The organism is Sphingobacterium sp. 2149 (assembly GCF_031455655.1).
GTDB lineage: Bacteria > Bacteroidota > Bacteroidia > Sphingobacteriales > Sphingobacteriaceae > Sphingobacterium.
In genome coordinates this window covers 1-16,306 of record NZ_JAVDTD010000006.1, presented here as the reverse complement: position 1 = coordinate 16,306, position 16,306 = coordinate 1, and the positions used below count along the sequence as shown (strand labels likewise).

19 protein-coding genes are annotated in these 16,306 nt (G+C 34.6%); 11 read left to right on the top strand and 8 right to left on the bottom strand.

Features of this window, described 5'->3' with window-relative positions; translation table 11 throughout:
- Positions 1-85: 85 nt before the first annotated feature.
- The 5 genes from J2X77_RS09940 to J2X77_RS09920 form a co-directional block, all read right to left on the bottom strand.
- Positions 86-628: a hypothetical protein gene (locus J2X77_RS09940; protein WP_310080564.1), complete on the bottom strand. Its 543-nt coding sequence runs from the start codon at positions 626-628 to the stop codon at positions 86-88.
- The gene (locus tag J2X77_RS09935; RefSeq protein ID WP_310080562.1) at positions 600-1,118 is read right to left on the bottom strand and encodes a hypothetical protein; all 519 of its coding nucleotides are present in this window, start codon (positions 1,116-1,118) and stop codon (positions 600-602) included. The genes J2X77_RS09940 and J2X77_RS09935 overlap by 29 nt, the downstream gene beginning before the upstream one ends.
- Positions 1,119-1,217: 99 nt before the next feature.
- Entirely contained in the window at positions 1,218-1,757 is a 540-nt protein-coding gene (locus J2X77_RS09930) for a hypothetical protein (protein ID WP_310080560.1), read from the bottom strand.
- Between the two features lie 157 nt (positions 1,758-1,914).
- Positions 1,915-2,619, bottom strand: a complete 705-nt coding sequence (locus J2X77_RS09925; protein WP_310080558.1) for a DUF7003 family protein — start codon at positions 2,617-2,619, stop codon at positions 1,915-1,917.
- Positions 2,620-3,216 (bottom strand): hypothetical protein, encoded by a 597-nt coding sequence (locus J2X77_RS09920; RefSeq protein WP_310080556.1) that lies wholly within the window; start codon positions 3,214-3,216, stop codon positions 2,620-2,622.
- A 975-nt stretch (positions 3,217-4,191) separates the two neighbouring features.
- Between J2X77_RS09920 and J2X77_RS09915 the strand changes: the two genes are divergently transcribed.
- From J2X77_RS09915 to J2X77_RS09905, 3 genes are all read left to right on the top strand, one after another.
- Positions 4,192-4,524, top strand: coding sequence for a DUF6984 family protein (locus J2X77_RS09915; protein WP_310080554.1), 333 nt, complete (start codon positions 4,192-4,194; stop codon positions 4,522-4,524).
- Between the two features lie 143 nt (positions 4,525-4,667).
- Positions 4,668-4,886, top strand: coding sequence for a hypothetical protein (locus tag J2X77_RS09910; protein ID WP_310080552.1), 219 nt, complete (start codon positions 4,668-4,670; stop codon positions 4,884-4,886).
- Between the two features lie 123 nt (positions 4,887-5,009).
- A complete protein-coding gene (locus tag J2X77_RS09905; RefSeq protein WP_310080550.1) occupies positions 5,010-5,732 on the top strand; it encodes a hypothetical protein in 723 nt (240 codons plus the stop codon).
- A gap of 41 nt (positions 5,733-5,773) precedes the next feature.
- Here the strand turns inward: J2X77_RS09905 and J2X77_RS09900 are convergent, their stop codons facing one another.
- Positions 5,774-6,580, bottom strand: a complete 807-nt coding sequence (locus J2X77_RS09900) for a DUF6896 domain-containing protein (protein ID WP_310080548.1) — start codon at positions 6,578-6,580, stop codon at positions 5,774-5,776.
- 116 nt (positions 6,581-6,696) lie between these two features.
- Entirely contained in the window at positions 6,697-7,371 is a 675-nt protein-coding gene (locus J2X77_RS09895) for a hypothetical protein (RefSeq protein ID WP_310080547.1), read from the bottom strand.
- A gap of 406 nt (positions 7,372-7,777) precedes the next feature.
- Between J2X77_RS09895 and J2X77_RS09890 the strand changes: the two genes are divergently transcribed.
- The gene (locus J2X77_RS09890; protein ID WP_310080545.1) at positions 7,778-8,185 is read left to right on the top strand and encodes a hypothetical protein; all 408 of its coding nucleotides are present in this window, start codon (positions 7,778-7,780) and stop codon (positions 8,183-8,185) included.
- Between the two features lie 30 nt (positions 8,186-8,215).
- Here J2X77_RS09890 and J2X77_RS09885 read toward each other — a convergent pair whose 3' ends face one another.
- Entirely contained in the window at positions 8,216-8,908 is a 693-nt protein-coding gene (locus tag J2X77_RS09885; protein ID WP_310080543.1) for a hypothetical protein, read from the bottom strand.
- Positions 8,909-9,917: 1,009 nt separating this feature from the next.
- On the opposite strand from J2X77_RS09885, the gene J2X77_RS09880 reads away from it, so the two are divergent.
- The 7 genes from J2X77_RS09880 to J2X77_RS09850 all read left to right on the top strand — a co-directional run bounded on the left by J2X77_RS09880 (position 9,918) and on the right by J2X77_RS09850 (position 16,295).
- Positions 9,918-11,189 (top strand): ATP-binding protein, encoded by a 1,272-nt coding sequence (locus J2X77_RS09880; RefSeq protein ID WP_310080541.1) that lies wholly within the window; start codon positions 9,918-9,920, stop codon positions 11,187-11,189.
- Positions 11,190-11,198: 9 nt separating this feature from the next.
- On the top strand, positions 11,199-11,783 hold the full coding sequence (locus tag J2X77_RS09875) for an RloB family protein (RefSeq protein ID WP_310080539.1): 585 nt from the start codon (positions 11,199-11,201) through the stop codon (positions 11,781-11,783).
- 487 nt (positions 11,784-12,270) lie between these two features.
- Positions 12,271-12,444 carry a hypothetical protein gene (locus tag J2X77_RS09870; protein WP_310080537.1) on the top strand — a complete coding sequence of 58 codons (174 nt, stop codon included), beginning with the start codon at positions 12,271-12,273 and terminating at the stop codon, positions 12,442-12,444.
- A 197-nt stretch (positions 12,445-12,641) separates the two neighbouring features.
- Entirely contained in the window at positions 12,642-13,592 is a 951-nt protein-coding gene (locus J2X77_RS09865) for a nucleotidyltransferase (protein WP_310080535.1), read from the top strand.
- A 3-nt stretch (positions 13,593-13,595) separates the two neighbouring features.
- A complete protein-coding gene (locus J2X77_RS09860) occupies positions 13,596-15,251 on the top strand; it encodes a ThiF family adenylyltransferase (protein WP_310080533.1) in 1,656 nt (551 codons plus the stop codon).
- Positions 15,248-15,718 (top strand): Mov34/MPN/PAD-1 family protein, encoded by a 471-nt coding sequence (locus J2X77_RS09855; protein ID WP_310080531.1) that lies wholly within the window; start codon positions 15,248-15,250, stop codon positions 15,716-15,718. Before J2X77_RS09860 ends, J2X77_RS09855 begins: the two co-directional genes overlap by 4 nt.
- On the top strand, positions 15,705-16,295 hold the full coding sequence (locus J2X77_RS09850; RefSeq protein WP_310080528.1) for a hypothetical protein: 591 nt from the start codon (positions 15,705-15,707) through the stop codon (positions 16,293-16,295). Before J2X77_RS09855 ends, J2X77_RS09850 begins: the two co-directional genes overlap by 14 nt.
- The last annotated feature ends 11 nt before the right edge of the window (positions 16,296-16,306 follow it).

Genomic DNA, 16,306 nt, shown 5'->3' with positions numbered 1-16,306 from the left:
CTAAGGCCACCTAGTAAATGAGCTAGGTGGCTATTTTAATTCATAGTGTCTTATACGCTGTACACTTGGCATTAAACGCTGTCAATTACCTCTTTTGTTTTTTCATTTCTTCAATCTCTGGCTTTAGCTGGTCTCGATCTTCTTTCTTCGAAAATTCTTGCTCAGTTGCAGAATAATCGTACTTGAATAATCTCGCTTTTATTTTGATATTGTTGACAAAAATGCCAAAGTCAATGTTTGCTATCGTAAGAAGACCGGCATTGTTACCATCTATTTCGATGCTCCCAAATTTTGTGAGTTTTGCAAGTTTGGTATTGAAGGATCCATCAGTATCGGAAGATAATTTTTTAAGCGTATTTCCTTCAGAGTCTAAAAATCGTATCTCGGCATTGGGTACCTTTCTTTTCGTCTTAGCTTCAGTGACAATGCCTGAAATCGTTACAGAATCTTGCGAATCGTTCTCGTCTAAATAGCTAGAAGCTTCGTACCCGCCCAATATTGTATTGTTTTCTGTTTTGGATTTGATGACGGAACAGGATGAGAAACAAAAGATCAAAAAAAAGACTGAAACTTTAACTTCCCAGATCAGATTATAACGCTTATTTATGTTTTCTATTTGCTTTTTCAACTTCTTTCCTCAACTTTTTCTGATCCTTTTTTGAACCTATTTCATTAATATACATGGGCTGCCTTGGTAATTTTATATCTAAAAAGTAGGTTTTAAAATTTGGAGCAATGTAAACATGCTCGATAGTCATTCCCGTTCCAAAAGTATCTACAATAATTTTTCCATGGAGCAATCCCTCGGATGGGATCGTTAGCGAAAATTCTCCATTTTTATCTGTGATGGCTGTACCAATTGTATCACTCTCTGAACTAAGAAAAAAAACTCTAGCAGAAGGAACATTTTCATTATTATGACACATGCTCACTTTGCCTTTTATTAAAGGCGATATCTCCTCATCTGTATAACCTTTACCTCGTTGGCTATAGCTGCTGCAGTTGTTTTGGTCTATATCAACCCAGTCGTTATAATTCTTCTTTGTTGAACAGCTAAAGACTGTTAGCAAAAGAAGAAGTTTAAAACCGCAAAGGTTTAACTTTATGCGTAATGCCATTATAAATTTGGACCTTTTTTATATTTCAAATAATAAACAAAAATTCTCTATATGAATAGGTTCCGTTGTAAACAAGATGAAATTTTTAACACTCTAAATCTATTTATTATTTTGATTCTTGATTTCTTTAATCTCTTTTTTCGAAAGTGGTACTGTGCTTGTCATAACTCCATTTATAACAAAAAGTTTCGCAGATATTTCTACTTGTGAATAAAATCGACCCATATCGACTTTAGCGATTTCAAGTTCACCTAATGCATTTCCATCGGATCCATTTATATTAATATTCACGACAGTAGCTTCAGTTTTTATGGTAAACTCAAATCTTCCTTGACTATCAGCTGTTTTTTTAGCAATTAATTTATTATTTGTATCCCGAACTTCAATTTCTGCATTTGGCACTATTTTATTACTTCCTCCCATGCGTACCTCACCCTGAAGTGATATTGTTCCTTCCAGATCTCTATTATCTTTTAAATATTTTATATTATAGCCTCCACTGTCTTTTCCTTTAAAATAATTGGCATCTCTTTTCCTAATCGATATACAGGAAAACAATGTTAAGGATAAAAATAAAAACAAAAATCTAACAGACAAGTTTTGTACCCTATCTGGATGTGCCCTCTTTAAAAATTCCATGCTGTTCAGCTTTGATAGTATTAGTTATGCTCGTTTTTGTTTCATCGTCTAATTTCATAATTCACATCAAAACAGGAAATAATCGCAGCGCTCATTGTAAAAAAACAAAATTAAAGCGCGATAAAGCTATTGAAAATCAAATTCTAATCCCTTGTATTTATAAAGTTCCCCCTTCAGGCCAATATTTCCAGTGCGTGTTTGGTTCAACAGTAGGCTTATATAAGGTTTTATTTCCATTAGTAATAGCTTCTGCAATCTGAATAAATGTTTCCGTTTCACTCGGTAGTTGATTATCCGCTAAATCGGGATGAAGCCATTCATTCAACTCTAAGAATATCGGTAAATCTGATGGAATGCTTAGCGATATTTCGGTATTGGTTAGCCAAATATGATCCGAATATTCAGGTACAAAGCTTCTCATTAAATCCCAAGGGGCAATTTTATTTGGATATTCAAGATCGATTTGTTTATGTTTAAGAAAATCAGGATCTGTGTTTAATGGAATAATTTTATCTCTAATTTTTATGGTTTTAACGTTACTATCCAGATATGGGATATAATTTTCATTATCATAAAGAAATGAATCCGTATCAGAATCACTTACGAAACAATTGAAACTGACATCATCATAACCGTTAAGTAGGCAATTGCCATATACATAGGCAATTGTTGTAAAACCCTTTACATCATAATCGTGATTGTTGAATGCAAAAATTTCAATTAACATTACCCATCTATTTTCATCTCGAAAAATTACCATTTTTTGATCTCCATGATAGTAATAGCCGTTGTCCAACATTGGAAAGGAGTAATTTTTAGCGTCTTGGTCAAGTCGACTAAGTATTTCTGCAGTTGATATCATTTATTTAAATTTCTTTAATTCTTCCAGCAATTTATCCTGTTTGGTGATGAAATTATACAGGCTATCTGTTTTTAGAGGATGCGCATTTTGATATTTTTCAATTTCAGGTAGTGTTTTTCTGATTTTAAAAGCAGTATAGGTGCTAACGAATTTTTCATTATTTTTAGTTATTTGACTGATATGATCTGTTATATCTTTTACTTTAAGATCGTATCGATCAGCACTGGCGCTAATTTCTTTTTCTACCTGTTGTTTTACAATTGAATCTGTAATGGCTTTCGTTCGTTCATTGGCATCCTGATAATAAGAATTAGTGGTTTCAAGTACACTGTTATACACAGATAAAACTTTTTCTGTTTCCTCTAATGTCTTCACAATCCTGGAATTGAGAGCTGTAAGGTTTTTATCATCTTTCATTAATTCGGAATAGATATTATCTACAGTGATATTATTTCCACGATAACTTTTAAAAGAACCTGAAGCAGCTAATTCAGCATTGTCTACCGCATTTTCTACAAGAGGTGAGTTCTGTTGCTTATTTTCTTGACAGGAAATTATAAAGATAGCCAGCGTGAAACCGAAAAGTATATTTTTCATTATAGTTTTTCTATGCGGTTTATTGTTATAAAAATCATATATGTCTGAATAATTAAATATACATATTTACGTTCCTTTTACCAAAGATGTCTTTAATTTACGTTTCGTAAAACGGCAAGTGCCCGCCAGTAAGACCTTGGATTTAGAATAGTAATATCGCGGGTTAGTACTGTCGGTTTAAAGTTATAAAATATCTATTTGTCTAATGTGTTAGAAAACTTCTCAAGGTTTCTTTATTTATATTTTTAGACAAAGTTTTGATTAATTTTCCTTTGCTATCCAAAAATATAAATGCAGGTATATCTGTAGAGCCCAGATAACGCTGCTGAATTTTTAGGCTACGTTTACCTATTGTACTGTTTTTAGTTTTCCTCTATTTGCAATTTTGGCTCACTCGGAGTTGGTGCTACATTGTATAGCCACACATGAGCAATAGTATTTTGGTCTTTCTTCCATAAGTATGTGTAAAAGACTCTATCGTCGTCTTCAATAAAAATGGCTAACTCGCAGCGATCGTTTGATACATATTTCGTTAAACTTCTCATTGGATATTGATTTGAAACAGCTAAGTCTGTACTGTATCACTCCCCAAATGAGACAATCCTTCCCATTCGAATGCTTCATAGCGAGGCTTACTATCAGGCGGTTTGGATATCCTCTCAAGTGAAGATTTTGATACCGGCGCCTATACAGTTTCGAAAATCGGAGACCATTCGATTCGGATGATTTTGTCCATTTGAATATTATGCTGAGAATTCAAAAATCAATTTTTACTTAGTAATACCCGAAATTTCCATTTTATACGTAAATGCATATAATTTGAAAATAGTCTGCTTAATTGTATGCTTTTACATATAATATCGTTGCTTTTTTTTGTTTTATACGTTTTTGCATATAATTATATCGTATTATGTGGTATTATATGTTTTTGCATATAATGTGTATATTTAATAAGCTAATAGAACTATGCGAAATATGAAAAGAAGACTTCGCTCTAAGGAAATCAAGCTGATTTCTCATTTGGTGCAGGATACGCCAGAGGGGACCGGTATTATAGCTTCATTGGAAGACCTATTTGTTGAAGAAATGGACGATGGTGGAATGGGTAGCCTCCATGTAATTATAGAAGGAGAGGATCACAGGCGTTCTGGTGGTGTGCTGGCCGATATGGATTCTCATGACGTCGACGGAATGTATCTGCTTATCTCTGTTATCGTGGACACTGATGATAATTTTTATGAATTAGATATTTTCAAAGGTGATTTTTCTCCTTTGATAGAGATTCCAGATGTATCAATAAATTTATGATGCGGTATTTAAAGAAAGATGAAATTCAATCCAGATTGAGACTAGGAAAGTCTGTGGAGCAATGGTTGGGTGTTGTTCAGGAAACAGATTATACCATACTCAGATGATTAAGTATTGATAAGGAAAGCGACGAAAGCTTTTCTGTGGCTTATTTTAAATCCTTTGACGAAGGAAATGAAGACTTCTTGGACATCTATGCGTTTTCGTTGGTTGATCCAGATGAGCCATTTGGTGTGATACATACTCTTTCTTCAGTTGCTGATGCGGTAGAATTTGCAGATGCGACCTACAAAGTCTCTCCTAATAAATATATTGCAGCAGGAGTAATTCAGGAAGAATATAGATATTATATTAATGGATAATTTTGCGTTAATGAGAGCCTTACTAATAATAGATATGTAATTGGGGAGTTTTAGACCTATGAGCTGCGGTATGATACCTTTGCGAAGATCCTTTAAAAAACCTTCGTTAGAAAATGTAATTTTATGACAAGACGGCAAAACGACTTAAGATTAGATATCAAAATCGGAAAGCAGATTTTTGAAAATATTCCAAATGAGGTTAGACCGGGTTGGTCGGGATTTATTTTATCACGTTTTGACACTTATATTAACCAAATCCCCTTGTCAATTCTGGAGTTATATCAAATCATCGATAACAAAGACCGATGGAAAGAGGCGCACCAACAATTTAGCGAAATCAGAGTATTTGGGCTAGAAAACAAAAATTATACTCCAGAAAACTATTTAAGGCTAGCCGAAAGTGTTGCCAAGGTAACTTATAATGCTTCCGGAGAGCCTGCCCCATTTGACAAGGACAGTGGGCATTATATCGCGAGCTTGGCCTTAACTCTCACGGTATATTTTGGAGATCATAGACTTGAGCAAGAAGTAAAATCTGCAATTCTCTTATTAATTCGCAACAAAAAACTTAGGATAAATTTAAAAACAGCTGGAGACTTTTTTGTTTATAAAAAGATTAATGATATCCTTTGGTTTGATTGGGATCCCATTGGTGTTAATGATCTTGCGCCAAGCGATGAATATCAACGTTATGTTCCAGAAATTTTTACTTTGGTCAGAGCAGAAGCAGATCGATTGGAAATAGCCGAAAGACTTTACAAACTTCAAAATGAGCTTATGGGTATATCTACCACCATTGACAATAGTCTGATTATATCCGATAAAATTTTAAATATAGAAAAGTAAAACAGTATAGTAGGATACCCTATTGATTGATCAAAGAAGTGTTATTTTTTCAAGCCGAGAAATTTCCATAGATTGAATTTGGATTTTTTCTCAATTTCCTCAATATGCTTTCCGAATATCTTTTCTAAATCCAGGTTAGATTTAATCTCAACTTTCTCTCTTTCGGTAACAACAACGCCACTGTGGCCAGGCAAATTAGATGGAATCTTTTCAAATTTTCCTAATGTGGTCATTTTATTTATTATTCTTAATCCGTCGGCATATTCGTCAAATAGGGGAATTGGCAGAGGATTGTAGTCTGGTGAAGACAAGATAAACTTCATAAAAAAATATGGATCTAAATCTCCAAACTCGAGTCCGAAGGTAAGAGGAACCTCAATACATTGTTTCGTTGTCAAATGTTGAAAACCGCAGTGAAATCCATGGGCGAAATACCTCCATTCACCAACTGTTCCTATCTGTTGATGGTCTCGTTTTAACTCGTTAAACGTATCTAATGGAAAATCCTTATTTAAATTTAAATCAAGTTTGTCAACCAACATTAACACTAATTGCTCACCCAATTTTCGGTAATCTTTCGCACATTGTTCGAAAAAGTATTGGTTGTCTTCAATCTCTCGATCCGTAATAAGTTTTACAATGTTAAGTTCAGGGTCGATCGTATGGATCAAAACCTGGAATCCAGAAAGAGCATGTTCGAGATATTGGCCAATTCGTTCGCGCTGCTTGTTGATATTTCCTTTAAAAACAAGCTTTAGGGCTCTTTCTCTTGAAATGGATTTGATTTCATCTACTGATGGAAGTTGGTCAATTGACTTAATAATAATTATATCTGTTGTTCTGGCCACAAAGCTAATTTAAAGAAAATTTTGTGCAACTAGAGGCCATCAGTGAGAATAGCCTTATTTTAAATTTGTCTGTTATTCAGTAATTGCGTTGAAAATATTGTACCCTCTTTAGGAATTTAGCTGAGTTTTGCCTCTCTTGTTAGTTTACTTTTGTCTATCCCTAAATCATTACTAAATAAATCAACCAGTATTTTTTCAGTTTCACTTTTATTGATAGTCCTCGGGTTGCGTCTAGATTTAAAATAACTTTCACGTGTCATTTTTTTCGCCGCTTGACCTACCGTTTGTACGTCAAGTACACTACCGATTTTATTTACAAACCATAGCCCAGCATTAGAAAATACAAGTCCTGCAAGTCCGATCTGCCAATTAAAGAATAGTGCAGCGCAAGATGTAACTACTAAAATCGATAGTGTGACGGATGCCCAGTAGGGCGGTCGTAGGATATGAAGTTTAAACCCCAAGTGTACTTCCAATTTTTTTACCAGAGATCGTCTGTTTTGTTTAGGTAGAAGGTGGAGGAGCGAAGAGCTGGTCGTGATTGTTTTGTAGTCTATTTGAAGTATCGATGCCATTGCATCGCGCAGTTTATAAAAAGCCTGTTGGCTTGTGCAGTCGTTCGAATGTACTAGTTGAATTTTATTGGCGATGTGATCACATAGTTCACCAAAAGTGAAAATGTGTATCAGTTCGGTGCTCTCAAACTTCATGTCAAATGACTTTTCAACTTTAACGAGTAAATCGCTAATATCGTCTGGATCTACATTTTCTAGTTCGTCGTCTGAAATCATATTGCTCTTACCAATTGGTTACAAAATACAAATTTGCTGTAAAAATAGCATATAGTATTTTTTAATACGCCATTGAAAATACTGTTCATTTCATAATCCAATAATTTATTCAAGCCGTGTTAGTGATTACCCAATATTGCTCTTGGTATTAAGCTATCCAAGTATCCTCATAATCTTTTCCAAAAGCGGAATAATTAAAGATTTTCTCTGGAGTTTTTGCTTTAGGCGTTTTTTTAGTTGTGCTTTGACAAGCTAAAGCAAGAAATAAAACAGAAAGAAGTATACTTTCATAAAATGGCGCGAATTATTTAACAGGTGATGTCAAAATGTTTTCTTTTCCATAATGCAATTTGCTAAATTCATTTATCAGGTTTTTATTTGTGACCTTATTGGTAGATTATTAAATATGAGAGCAGCAATTTTTCTTTTTTTTATTTTGGTACTAGTCTCTTGTAGTTACTATAGTGGGGAAATGATAGGAACTTACAGCCCTGATAACTATACAAACACCTATGATACTATTCAGCTAGGGACTAATAATATATATTATCGCAGGGTGTATGATAGGAATAAAAAGCTGGTGTTGAAAACTAAAGGAAAGTGGAAAGTAGATCATGATTTAATAGTCTTTGAACCACCTTATTTTTTGAATTTGGATAGAGATTTAGTAAAGTTTCCTGAACTTTTAAACGATACAATAAGTAATGGAATTGGATATATAGGTGTAAATAGCGGTAGGATAGAATTTTGTGTTGGTCATTTTTCTGCTGATATACCAAATCAAAATTGTTATAAAAGAGTAGCGGATGAATAGCACCTTCCATTCCAAAAAGGATTCGCAATCTTATTTTTTTTTCGACTGTTCTATTATTCTCCTTTTAACATCATGATTGCTGCTGTATTTAAGCTTATCTGAACCACATATCCCACATGCCAAAGCTGTATATTTAAATGGCTTTTTAAGCTGAAATTTATTTTTCATTATTGGGCTAGTAAGGTTTTTACAAGTCTCGCAATAGCATTTTTCACGTTGTTCGCGGGGGATATTTAAGCTTTCCATTTCGACGAAGATTTTCATTTCCTCTAAGATGAATTCTTTTGAATTTTCAAGGGTAAGTCCGTTATTAAATAGGGTTGAATTGTTATATTTCAAATAGTCCAGGTCCTCGTCAATTTCATAAAAGGCCATATACCTATAGTCATACTCGCTGCCGGATACAATTTTCAACATTTGGCCAAAAGCATATTCTATACTGACCTCTTTTCTGATTGCTTTTTTTGCGATTGTTAAAGCATATTTTTCCATTAAATCTTCATCGCTTTTCTCTATATTCAACTTTAGATCAGCAATTGATTTCCAAAAATAAATTTCGCGTTCTTCCGTAGATGCGTTATCCAGACCAGCTAAAATATACAGGTTGTTACTCTCACATCCCAAGGTTAAAACATTTACAGCCCATGTAACCAAGTGTTTACTATCAAAATAAGTCAATGCCCTTTCCGCATAAATTTCAAGTGTTAATTCTTCAAGTGTCATATACTATAATTGCTATTCTTCATTTTACTAAACAAATATATTCTAAAGTTATGCAGTGTACTTGCGCAGTATATTTATTGCGATATTTATCTTGAGACTTAGGAAAATTCGCTGCGAACAACTACTATTGTAAATAAATGGAAGTCAATTTATAATAGTGACCTTGGGCTCTATTGTAGCCGAGATTTCATCCGAGACCAAACAATTTAAAATAGCCCATAGTTCAGATTATGGCGATAAATTCCAGGAGCTACTTAACAAGTTTTTCTTTATTTAAGAAATCATAAAAGAAAAGGGTATAGGGTATTTTCCTTATTCTACCAAGGTATTTTGGGAGGATGATTGTGTGAATTATAACTGGACCATCAGTATGAATTCTGTTGATTCCCATATCAATATCAAAATTGAACAATTATCATCTTCTAATTTGGGTTATAAAAAGATGCTAATTTCTACTTCCTAGCTATTCGGAAATTCCAGACGTATTGATCATATATTTTAGGAAATTAATGATCAGTCAATATGACCATGATTATGAAATATCAACCGAGTTCAATCCTTTTAAAATAGATCGGTTTGATTAGTTTTTTTATTGGATAATTTATCCTCTAATTTTATAGCCGGGGATATAGAGCGGTTCAGCTTTTTCCAGATCTTGGTGCATACCTTTAAATCTGTTCTTCTCAGTAGTTACAGCAGGCCCAGTTTTAGAAACTTTGTGAGTTACTCTGGCACCTTCGTACTTAGTTTGTTTCTGCAAACATGTCTTCATATCGTTTTACTATTTCCTTGATACTTTTATTAAAAATATTAGGTACTACAAATATAACTACATTTTTTGGTTGGTCTTCTTCATCGAGTCAATAGACTTATTTGGGGTGTTTGCCCTATTTGTTTATAATGTCTAAAATGTTTTAAAAATGATTAAAATGTTTATTTTGTTTATTTTGAACAAAAATATAGTTTTTATCGTTTTTATTTTTTATATTTGTCTATAAACAGAAGAGATATGTTAGTTTATTTTGCAGTTTCAAATTTTAGATCCTTTAAGGAAAGAGCCATATTAGACATGAGGAGAACCTCAGCTAAAGGTTCTCCTGAAAATTATCAGGGGGATTTGTTGCGAAGTAGTGTGTTGTTTGGAGCAAATGCCTCTGGAAAATCAGGTTTCTTGAGAGCTATACGTGCGTTGGATTATTTGGTTAATCATTCCGCTAATTTTAAGCCGAATAAAGATATTCCGGTTTATGAGCCATTTATGCTGGATGTTGGTTATCAACAGAAGCCCGTCGAGTTTGAAGCAGAATTTGTTAGCCTTGAGGTGAAGTATTTATATAAGGTAAAGTTTACTGCTACTAAAATAGTTTACGAAGAGCTATTTTTTTATAAGGGTAATTCCAAAGCATTACTTTATCTAAGGGAGGCTGATTCAGATATTAAGTTTGGCGATTATTATAAAGGGGCAAAAAAAACAATTGAAAAAATGCTTCTTCCGAATCAGCTTTTTTTGTCAAAAGCTGCATTAAATAATGTTGATGCATTAACAGGGGCCTATGATTTTTTCGATCAAATTTTGCAAACCGTACCATTTATGGATAGTGATACAGAAGATGATCTCAAACGATTTTATGCTCGACGTTTGGCAGAAGACGAAGAAGGTACTTTTACAAAGCGTTTTAATGCTTTGATATGTGCTTTAGATACTGGGATAGAAAAAGTCTCTGTTGAGGAAATGGACTGGAAAGGATTTGACTTTCCATCTGCCGTTCCTGAAGAGGTGAGAGGTCGCATACAAGAAAAGTTTAGGTATGATATTAAAACCTCTCACGGACTGTTTGATTCGGGAAGGAGAGTCGGTAGCCATACTTTTGAAGTGAAAGACGAATCGACGGGAACTAAGAATCTTTTTGCTTTAGGAGGAATTATCATTGAAGCCTTAGAAGATGGTTCGGTATTGATCATAGATGAACTGGAGAAAAATCTGCATCCTATGATTACAAGGTTCCTGATTCAAATATTTCATAATCCGGTATTCAATAAACATAATGCACAATTGATATTTGCTACACATGATGTGAGCCAATTGAGTAGTGAAGTTTTTCGTAGGGATCAAGTTTGGTTTACAGAAAAGAATGAATATGGAGAAAGTATTCTGTTCCGTTGTTCTGATATGGAGGGCGTTCGTCTAAATACGCCTTTAGATAAGTGGTATATTACTGGGCGTTTTGGAGCAACACCAATTATCAATGATATGGAGTTATTAATTGCGATGCAGGACTAATATTTCGAGATGGCAAGGGGGATTAATAAACGAATATTGGTGTTATGCGAAGGGACGACTGAATATCTATATGCTCGTGCTTTGCAAGCCAGTCTCTCGCGTGAGCGGCAACGCATGGTGACTATAGAAGTTGTACAGCATAAGCAGAATGACCCCCGAAGTTTAGCAAAGGAAGCGACAAAAAAAGCTTCCAAAGCGATCAGGGAAAAAAATGCTTACGATTGTATTTGGTTATTTTTCGATCATGATAATTCACCTCATTTAGCTGAAGCTTTTGAAATTTGTGAGCTAGAGGGCTTTCAGGTTGCTTATTCTGCGATTAGTCTGGAGTTTTGGTTTACATTGCATTTTGAAGACTGCGGTAGAGCATTTGGAAGTGGGGAGGAGTGTTTACGTAACTTGATGCGACTTTGGCCTGGTTATCATAAAACTAAGCTCAATCATTTCAAGTCGCTATTTATGCATTTGCCTACGGCAAAAGAAAGAGCTGTACGACTATACAATCGAATGCAAGATAGGGCGGTAGTTGATCGCAATCCGTACACAACAGTTCATTTGATGGTGGATTATTTTGAATCCTTAGACGATGGTTAATGTGGAAAACTTCCATCTAGCCGTGAGGAAATGTTGATTTAAATTTTAGTATTTTTGTTTGTAACTGATAGATTAATAATAAAATAATTAGTAGCATGAAAATGAGATATGGATAGATGTGGGAGGATGGTATAAATAAAATGCAAAAAAGGGCCAAGAGGTGAGAGCCTTGGCTCCTTTAGATTTTTGTATCATCCGTGGCTAGAAAGCCAAGACGAAAGTAATTGTTCTTTTATTTGAACGCAAAATAAAGCTTTTTGTTTTGCATAATCAAAATTTTTTGCGGAAAAACCGTAATTATACTTTCTCTTTCTAGTCGCTGCCGGGGTTATACGCTGACCGGTTTCCTAAGTACAAATCACGTTATTTCTGGGATTAAATGACGCTTAAGCAGGATCGCATTGATTATCTGTATGTATTTATTTGCAAAAGATATTCAATATGGTCTGGTATAAGCAATGGTTAAAATTTCAACGCTAAAAAAGTTATGGCTGGAAATGGCAAATCGGGTGACAATCGTCGTCACGCATACGTCGGTGGGCGTACGCAGTCTCAAAATCCAACAACAGGGTTGTGGACTAAGCGTGATACACAAACAGGACAATTTATGGATGTGAAAACGTCTGGTGGTAAGTTTAAAGGAGTAAGGAGGGAGAAATAAAATGAAGTACATTAGTTACAATTTAGTGTCAATTCTTTTGATTTTAATATCTGCATATATGATTTATGCGGATAAGGACTATTGGGGTTTGGTAATGTTAGCAGGTGTTCTCACTAGTGTTACACCTAGATATACCAGCTCAAAGGAGAAAAGTAGTCCAAATGACAATAAGGAGGAGAGCGAGAAGGAGGTGATAAATGGCAACTGATAGAAGTAGTTACTTATGGGATGTGTTGAGCTCCCATAAGGTAAGTAAAGAAGAGGGACTATTAGATAAGTTCAAAGAAAAGAGGGACACAATAAAGGAGAGCCTCAAGAAAAGATTTGGGGATAATTTATATTCTCCTTTTAATTCTGGCTCGTTTGCCAAGCATACGGCAATTAATCTCAAATTTGATTTCGATTTAATGGCTCCATTTAAACGCAACGCCTTTAGTACATTGGAGGAAATGTATGAAGCAGTGTACGACTTTTTATATGAAGAATTTAATGGAGAGGCGCACGTTCGTAAACAAAAAGTATCTATTGGAATAGAATTCTTTTCTGACAGTGACGGAGAAGTAGTAAAAATAGATGTGGTGCCAGGTAGAGAATTAAATCAAGGCCAGTATGTGGAGGATGAAAAGCTGAACTTATATGTGTATTCTCAATTTGGTAATCTTGAGCAAGGAAGTGATTATATCCGCTCCAATGTACGTAAACAAGTCGACCATATAAGACAAAGTGGGGATGATCGTACGTCCGTTCGTAATATCATCAGGCTTTTAAAGGTTTGGAAGAAGCATACAAACCAGAATTATCCTAAGTCATTTCTTATAGAGCTTATTGTTATAAAAGCGTTCGATAAGCTAGCTATTGAAGGTGGTCTTTGGGATAAGTTACGTTCTGTTTTGGTATTTTTTAAGGATAATATAGAATCAATTTCTCTTCCAGATCCGGGTAATACCAATAATGAAGTCGCTGATACATTAACAGATTATGAAAAGCAAAGTCTTTCATCAGATTTTGCTTATCTGATTGAAAGAATTGATGAATCAAGCGATTTGATTAAACTTTATTTTCCAATCAATGAGAAGTTTCCTCCGGGGGAAACTTACGGCTCTAACGGAGATTCTCGTTCTGTGCCTCCTCCTGTCAAATTTGGATAAGACATGGACCGGTTAGACCAAATAGGTTCTGCTTTAGAACAGATAGATGGAGTCGAAATTCTAACTCCCTTTGAGTCCGAAGAACTTCGGCTCAAAGGGAATATAAAAATTTCGATTGAGGACGTTCAATTGGATTTCGCAGTTGAAATATTTGATTGCTATCCACTAAGTTTTCAAGGTCAGGAAGCTATTCGATTTATCAATAAAGATTTGATCTCTTTAAATCACGTTAATAGGGACGGGTCAATTTGCTTACATACTCTACATAGCCCAGATATAACGCAAAAGATAGCTTATGACATCGATTCTTTAAAACAGTGGGTAAAAAAATATTACATTGAGAAAGATAAAGATAGTCACTACGAACATATCATTGTTTCTGCTGAATCAGGAACAGAAGGTGCCATGTTTCTGTTTACGGATGTAGACTGCCTATTTAACGATGATGATTTCGGAATTTTTACTTATTCGAGGATTAGTTCAAATATTCTGAAGGAAGAGCCTCAGCGGATATTACATTCAAATATTGTAGTAGATTACCGAATTAAAAATAAAAAAGTCGCTTCATGCAAGTGGGATACAGGTTTTGTTGATTTATATGCGAGGGAGAAGTCAGAAGGACTTTTTGTGTTTCTAAAAGAACCCCCAGTAGAAATGAGTCGTTTTGCGGTATCCGATTGGTCAGCTCTCAATAGATTCCTACCATATTCATTCAAAGAATATTTGCACAATATAAAACGCGCTTGGAAGCCGAACAATGGTAGTTATGTGTCTCTTTTGTTAGGATACAGAATAGATGATATCAATATTCATTGGCAATCAATAAGGATTGATATGAATAAACCTCCTATCAAAGCTGATAGAATTCCTAAAACGAGGGTTTGGAATTACTGCTGCATACCTCAAGAAATCAAGTGGCAGCAAACTGATAATTGTTCCTATGATTTTTTCTTTGGAAGAGGCAAAATGAACGATCGATTAGCTAAAGCAAAAATTGCAGTATTAGGGGTGGGCGCGATCGGTAGCAATCTGGCAAAAACTTTGGTAAGGGGTGGTGTAACAAATTTGGCGATTATTGATCACGATATGAAAGAGGCTGGAAATGTATGTAGATCGGAGTATTTGTTTGCAACTGGAGTGAATAAAAAGATTCATGAGTTGGTGACGAAGTTAAGGTCGATTTCTCCATTCGTTGCTCTGAAATTTAATGAACAGTTATTGGATACAGCGAAGCTTAGAATTGGTAACGGTGAATGGGTTAACTATCTCTGCGAAGCACTTTCTGATTTTGATGTTGTATTCGATTGTACGACGGATAATGATGTAGCCTTTATGTTGAATAACCTCCCAACAAAATCAGATATTTACAGTATAAGCATTACAAACCATGCCAAAGAGCTGGTTTGTGCGGTAAATCCAAATTTATATAGTGCAACCAATGCTATTTATGCGTTATTGAATAATGATGTGGAAGATCTTTACAGTCCTACAGGATGTTGGAACCCTACATTTAAGGCTTCATATAACGATATTTCTGTACTAGTACACTATGCTTTAAAGCAGATCAATTTAAATTATGAGCGCGAAGTTAAGCTGCGGTCTTTTTACCTCTCAACGGATAACAAAAATGGATTTGAAATTAAATTACAGCAGCTGTGAAATTGGTAAATAAGGAAACCGGATTAAGAATTTCTACTGAACAGAGTTTAATAGATATGCTAGTGCTTTATGGACGTAATCAGTATCCAAAAGAATTTGGAGGAGTTTTAGTCGGATATTATTCGGACGATAAAAGAACGGTGAACATCATTGATAGTATATTACCAATTGATTTTAAATCTACCAAAACAAGCTTCGAAAGAGGTGTTGAAGGACTGAAGGAACCGTTGGAGGAGTATTACAAACAAAATCCTTCTTTAGTTTACATCGGAGAATGGCATACACACCCTAATGCCGCTCCTGTTCCGAGTTGTACAGACTATTATGCTATGAGAGAAATTGTAGATGCTAGTAGTGTATGTATAGACAATCCAGTCATGATTATTATTGGCCTAACCGAGAATTCGGAAAAATTGGCATTTTATGTTTATATGGAAAATACGTTTTACAAGTATGAAGTTATATAGAATATTTTTGATTTTTCTATGCACTGTATTATGGATACAGATTAGTTTAGCAAAGACTGACCCGGAAATTAAAGCATTAGAAGAGCGGATATCTAAATTGGAAGGTTACAAAATAGATATTACAACACAAGCAGATGCGCGGGCAGAAACTCTTAAGAACCAAGTTGAAAAGGACATAAGAGATGGTCTAAAAGAGATCGAAGATTCCAAAGAGACTCTTGATTTGTTAGTGAAATTGGGAATACCATTAACTATCGGTGGATTTATACTTGGCTCTATTGGTGTGTTTTTTTACATTAAAAAACTTGTTACAACAAGGATTGCATCAATAATCGAAAAGAAAAGAGATGACATTGTTCGTTTGGTAGAGACAGAAACATTCGATAATAAATTACGGAATAATAAGAAAATTTTGGTCATAAGCGCAAACGAGGAGGGAAGTGAAAGAATCGGTACGTTTCTGAGAAAATTAAAATTTAAATATGTGCTTTGCTGGGTATTTCGGAGTAATGATGCCAGTGATTTCGGTCAAACCGTGCCACTTAAAAGATCATACAATTATATAAAAAAGCTGTGATTATTCCTTTT

Bases quoted from the DNA above. Each gene is read 5' to 3' on its own strand.
- J2X77_RS09935 (WP_310080562.1), bottom strand. From the start codon at position 1,118: ATGGCATTACGCATAAAGTTAAACCTTTGCGGTTTTAAACTTCTTCTT.
- J2X77_RS09930 (WP_310080560.1), bottom strand. From the start codon at position 1,757: ATGGAATTTTTAAAGAGGGCACATCCAGATAGGGTACAAAACTTGTCT.
- J2X77_RS09925 (WP_310080558.1), bottom strand. From the start codon at position 2,619: ATGATATCAACTGCAGAAATACTTAGTCGACTTGACCAAGACGCTAAA.
- J2X77_RS09920 (WP_310080556.1), bottom strand. From the start codon at position 3,216: ATGAAAAATATACTTTTCGGTTTCACGCTGGCTATCTTTATAATTTCC.
- J2X77_RS09915 (WP_310080554.1), top strand. From the start codon at position 4,192: ATGAAAAGAAGACTTCGCTCTAAGGAAATCAAGCTGATTTCTCATTTG.
- J2X77_RS09905 (WP_310080550.1), top strand. From the start codon at position 5,010: ATGACAAGACGGCAAAACGACTTAAGATTAGATATCAAAATCGGAAAG.
- J2X77_RS09895 (WP_310080547.1), bottom strand. From the start codon at position 7,371: ATGATTTCAGACGACGAACTAGAAAATGTAGATCCAGACGATATTAGC.
- J2X77_RS09890 (WP_310080545.1), top strand. From the start codon at position 7,778: ATGAGAGCAGCAATTTTTCTTTTTTTTATTTTGGTACTAGTCTCTTGT.
- J2X77_RS09885 (WP_310080543.1), bottom strand. From the start codon at position 8,908: ATGACACTTGAAGAATTAACACTTGAAATTTATGCGGAAAGGGCATTG.
- J2X77_RS09880 (WP_310080541.1), top strand. From the start codon at position 9,918: ATGTTAGTTTATTTTGCAGTTTCAAATTTTAGATCCTTTAAGGAAAGA.
- J2X77_RS09875 (WP_310080539.1), top strand. From the start codon at position 11,199: ATGGCAAGGGGGATTAATAAACGAATATTGGTGTTATGCGAAGGGACG.
- J2X77_RS09870 (WP_310080537.1), top strand. From the start codon at position 12,271: ATGGCTGGAAATGGCAAATCGGGTGACAATCGTCGTCACGCATACGTC.
- J2X77_RS09865 (WP_310080535.1), top strand. From the start codon at position 12,642: ATGGCAACTGATAGAAGTAGTTACTTATGGGATGTGTTGAGCTCCCAT.
- J2X77_RS09860 (WP_310080533.1), top strand. From the start codon at position 13,596: ATGGACCGGTTAGACCAAATAGGTTCTGCTTTAGAACAGATAGATGGA.
- J2X77_RS09850 (WP_310080528.1), top strand. From the start codon at position 15,705: ATGAAGTTATATAGAATATTTTTGATTTTTCTATGCACTGTATTATGG.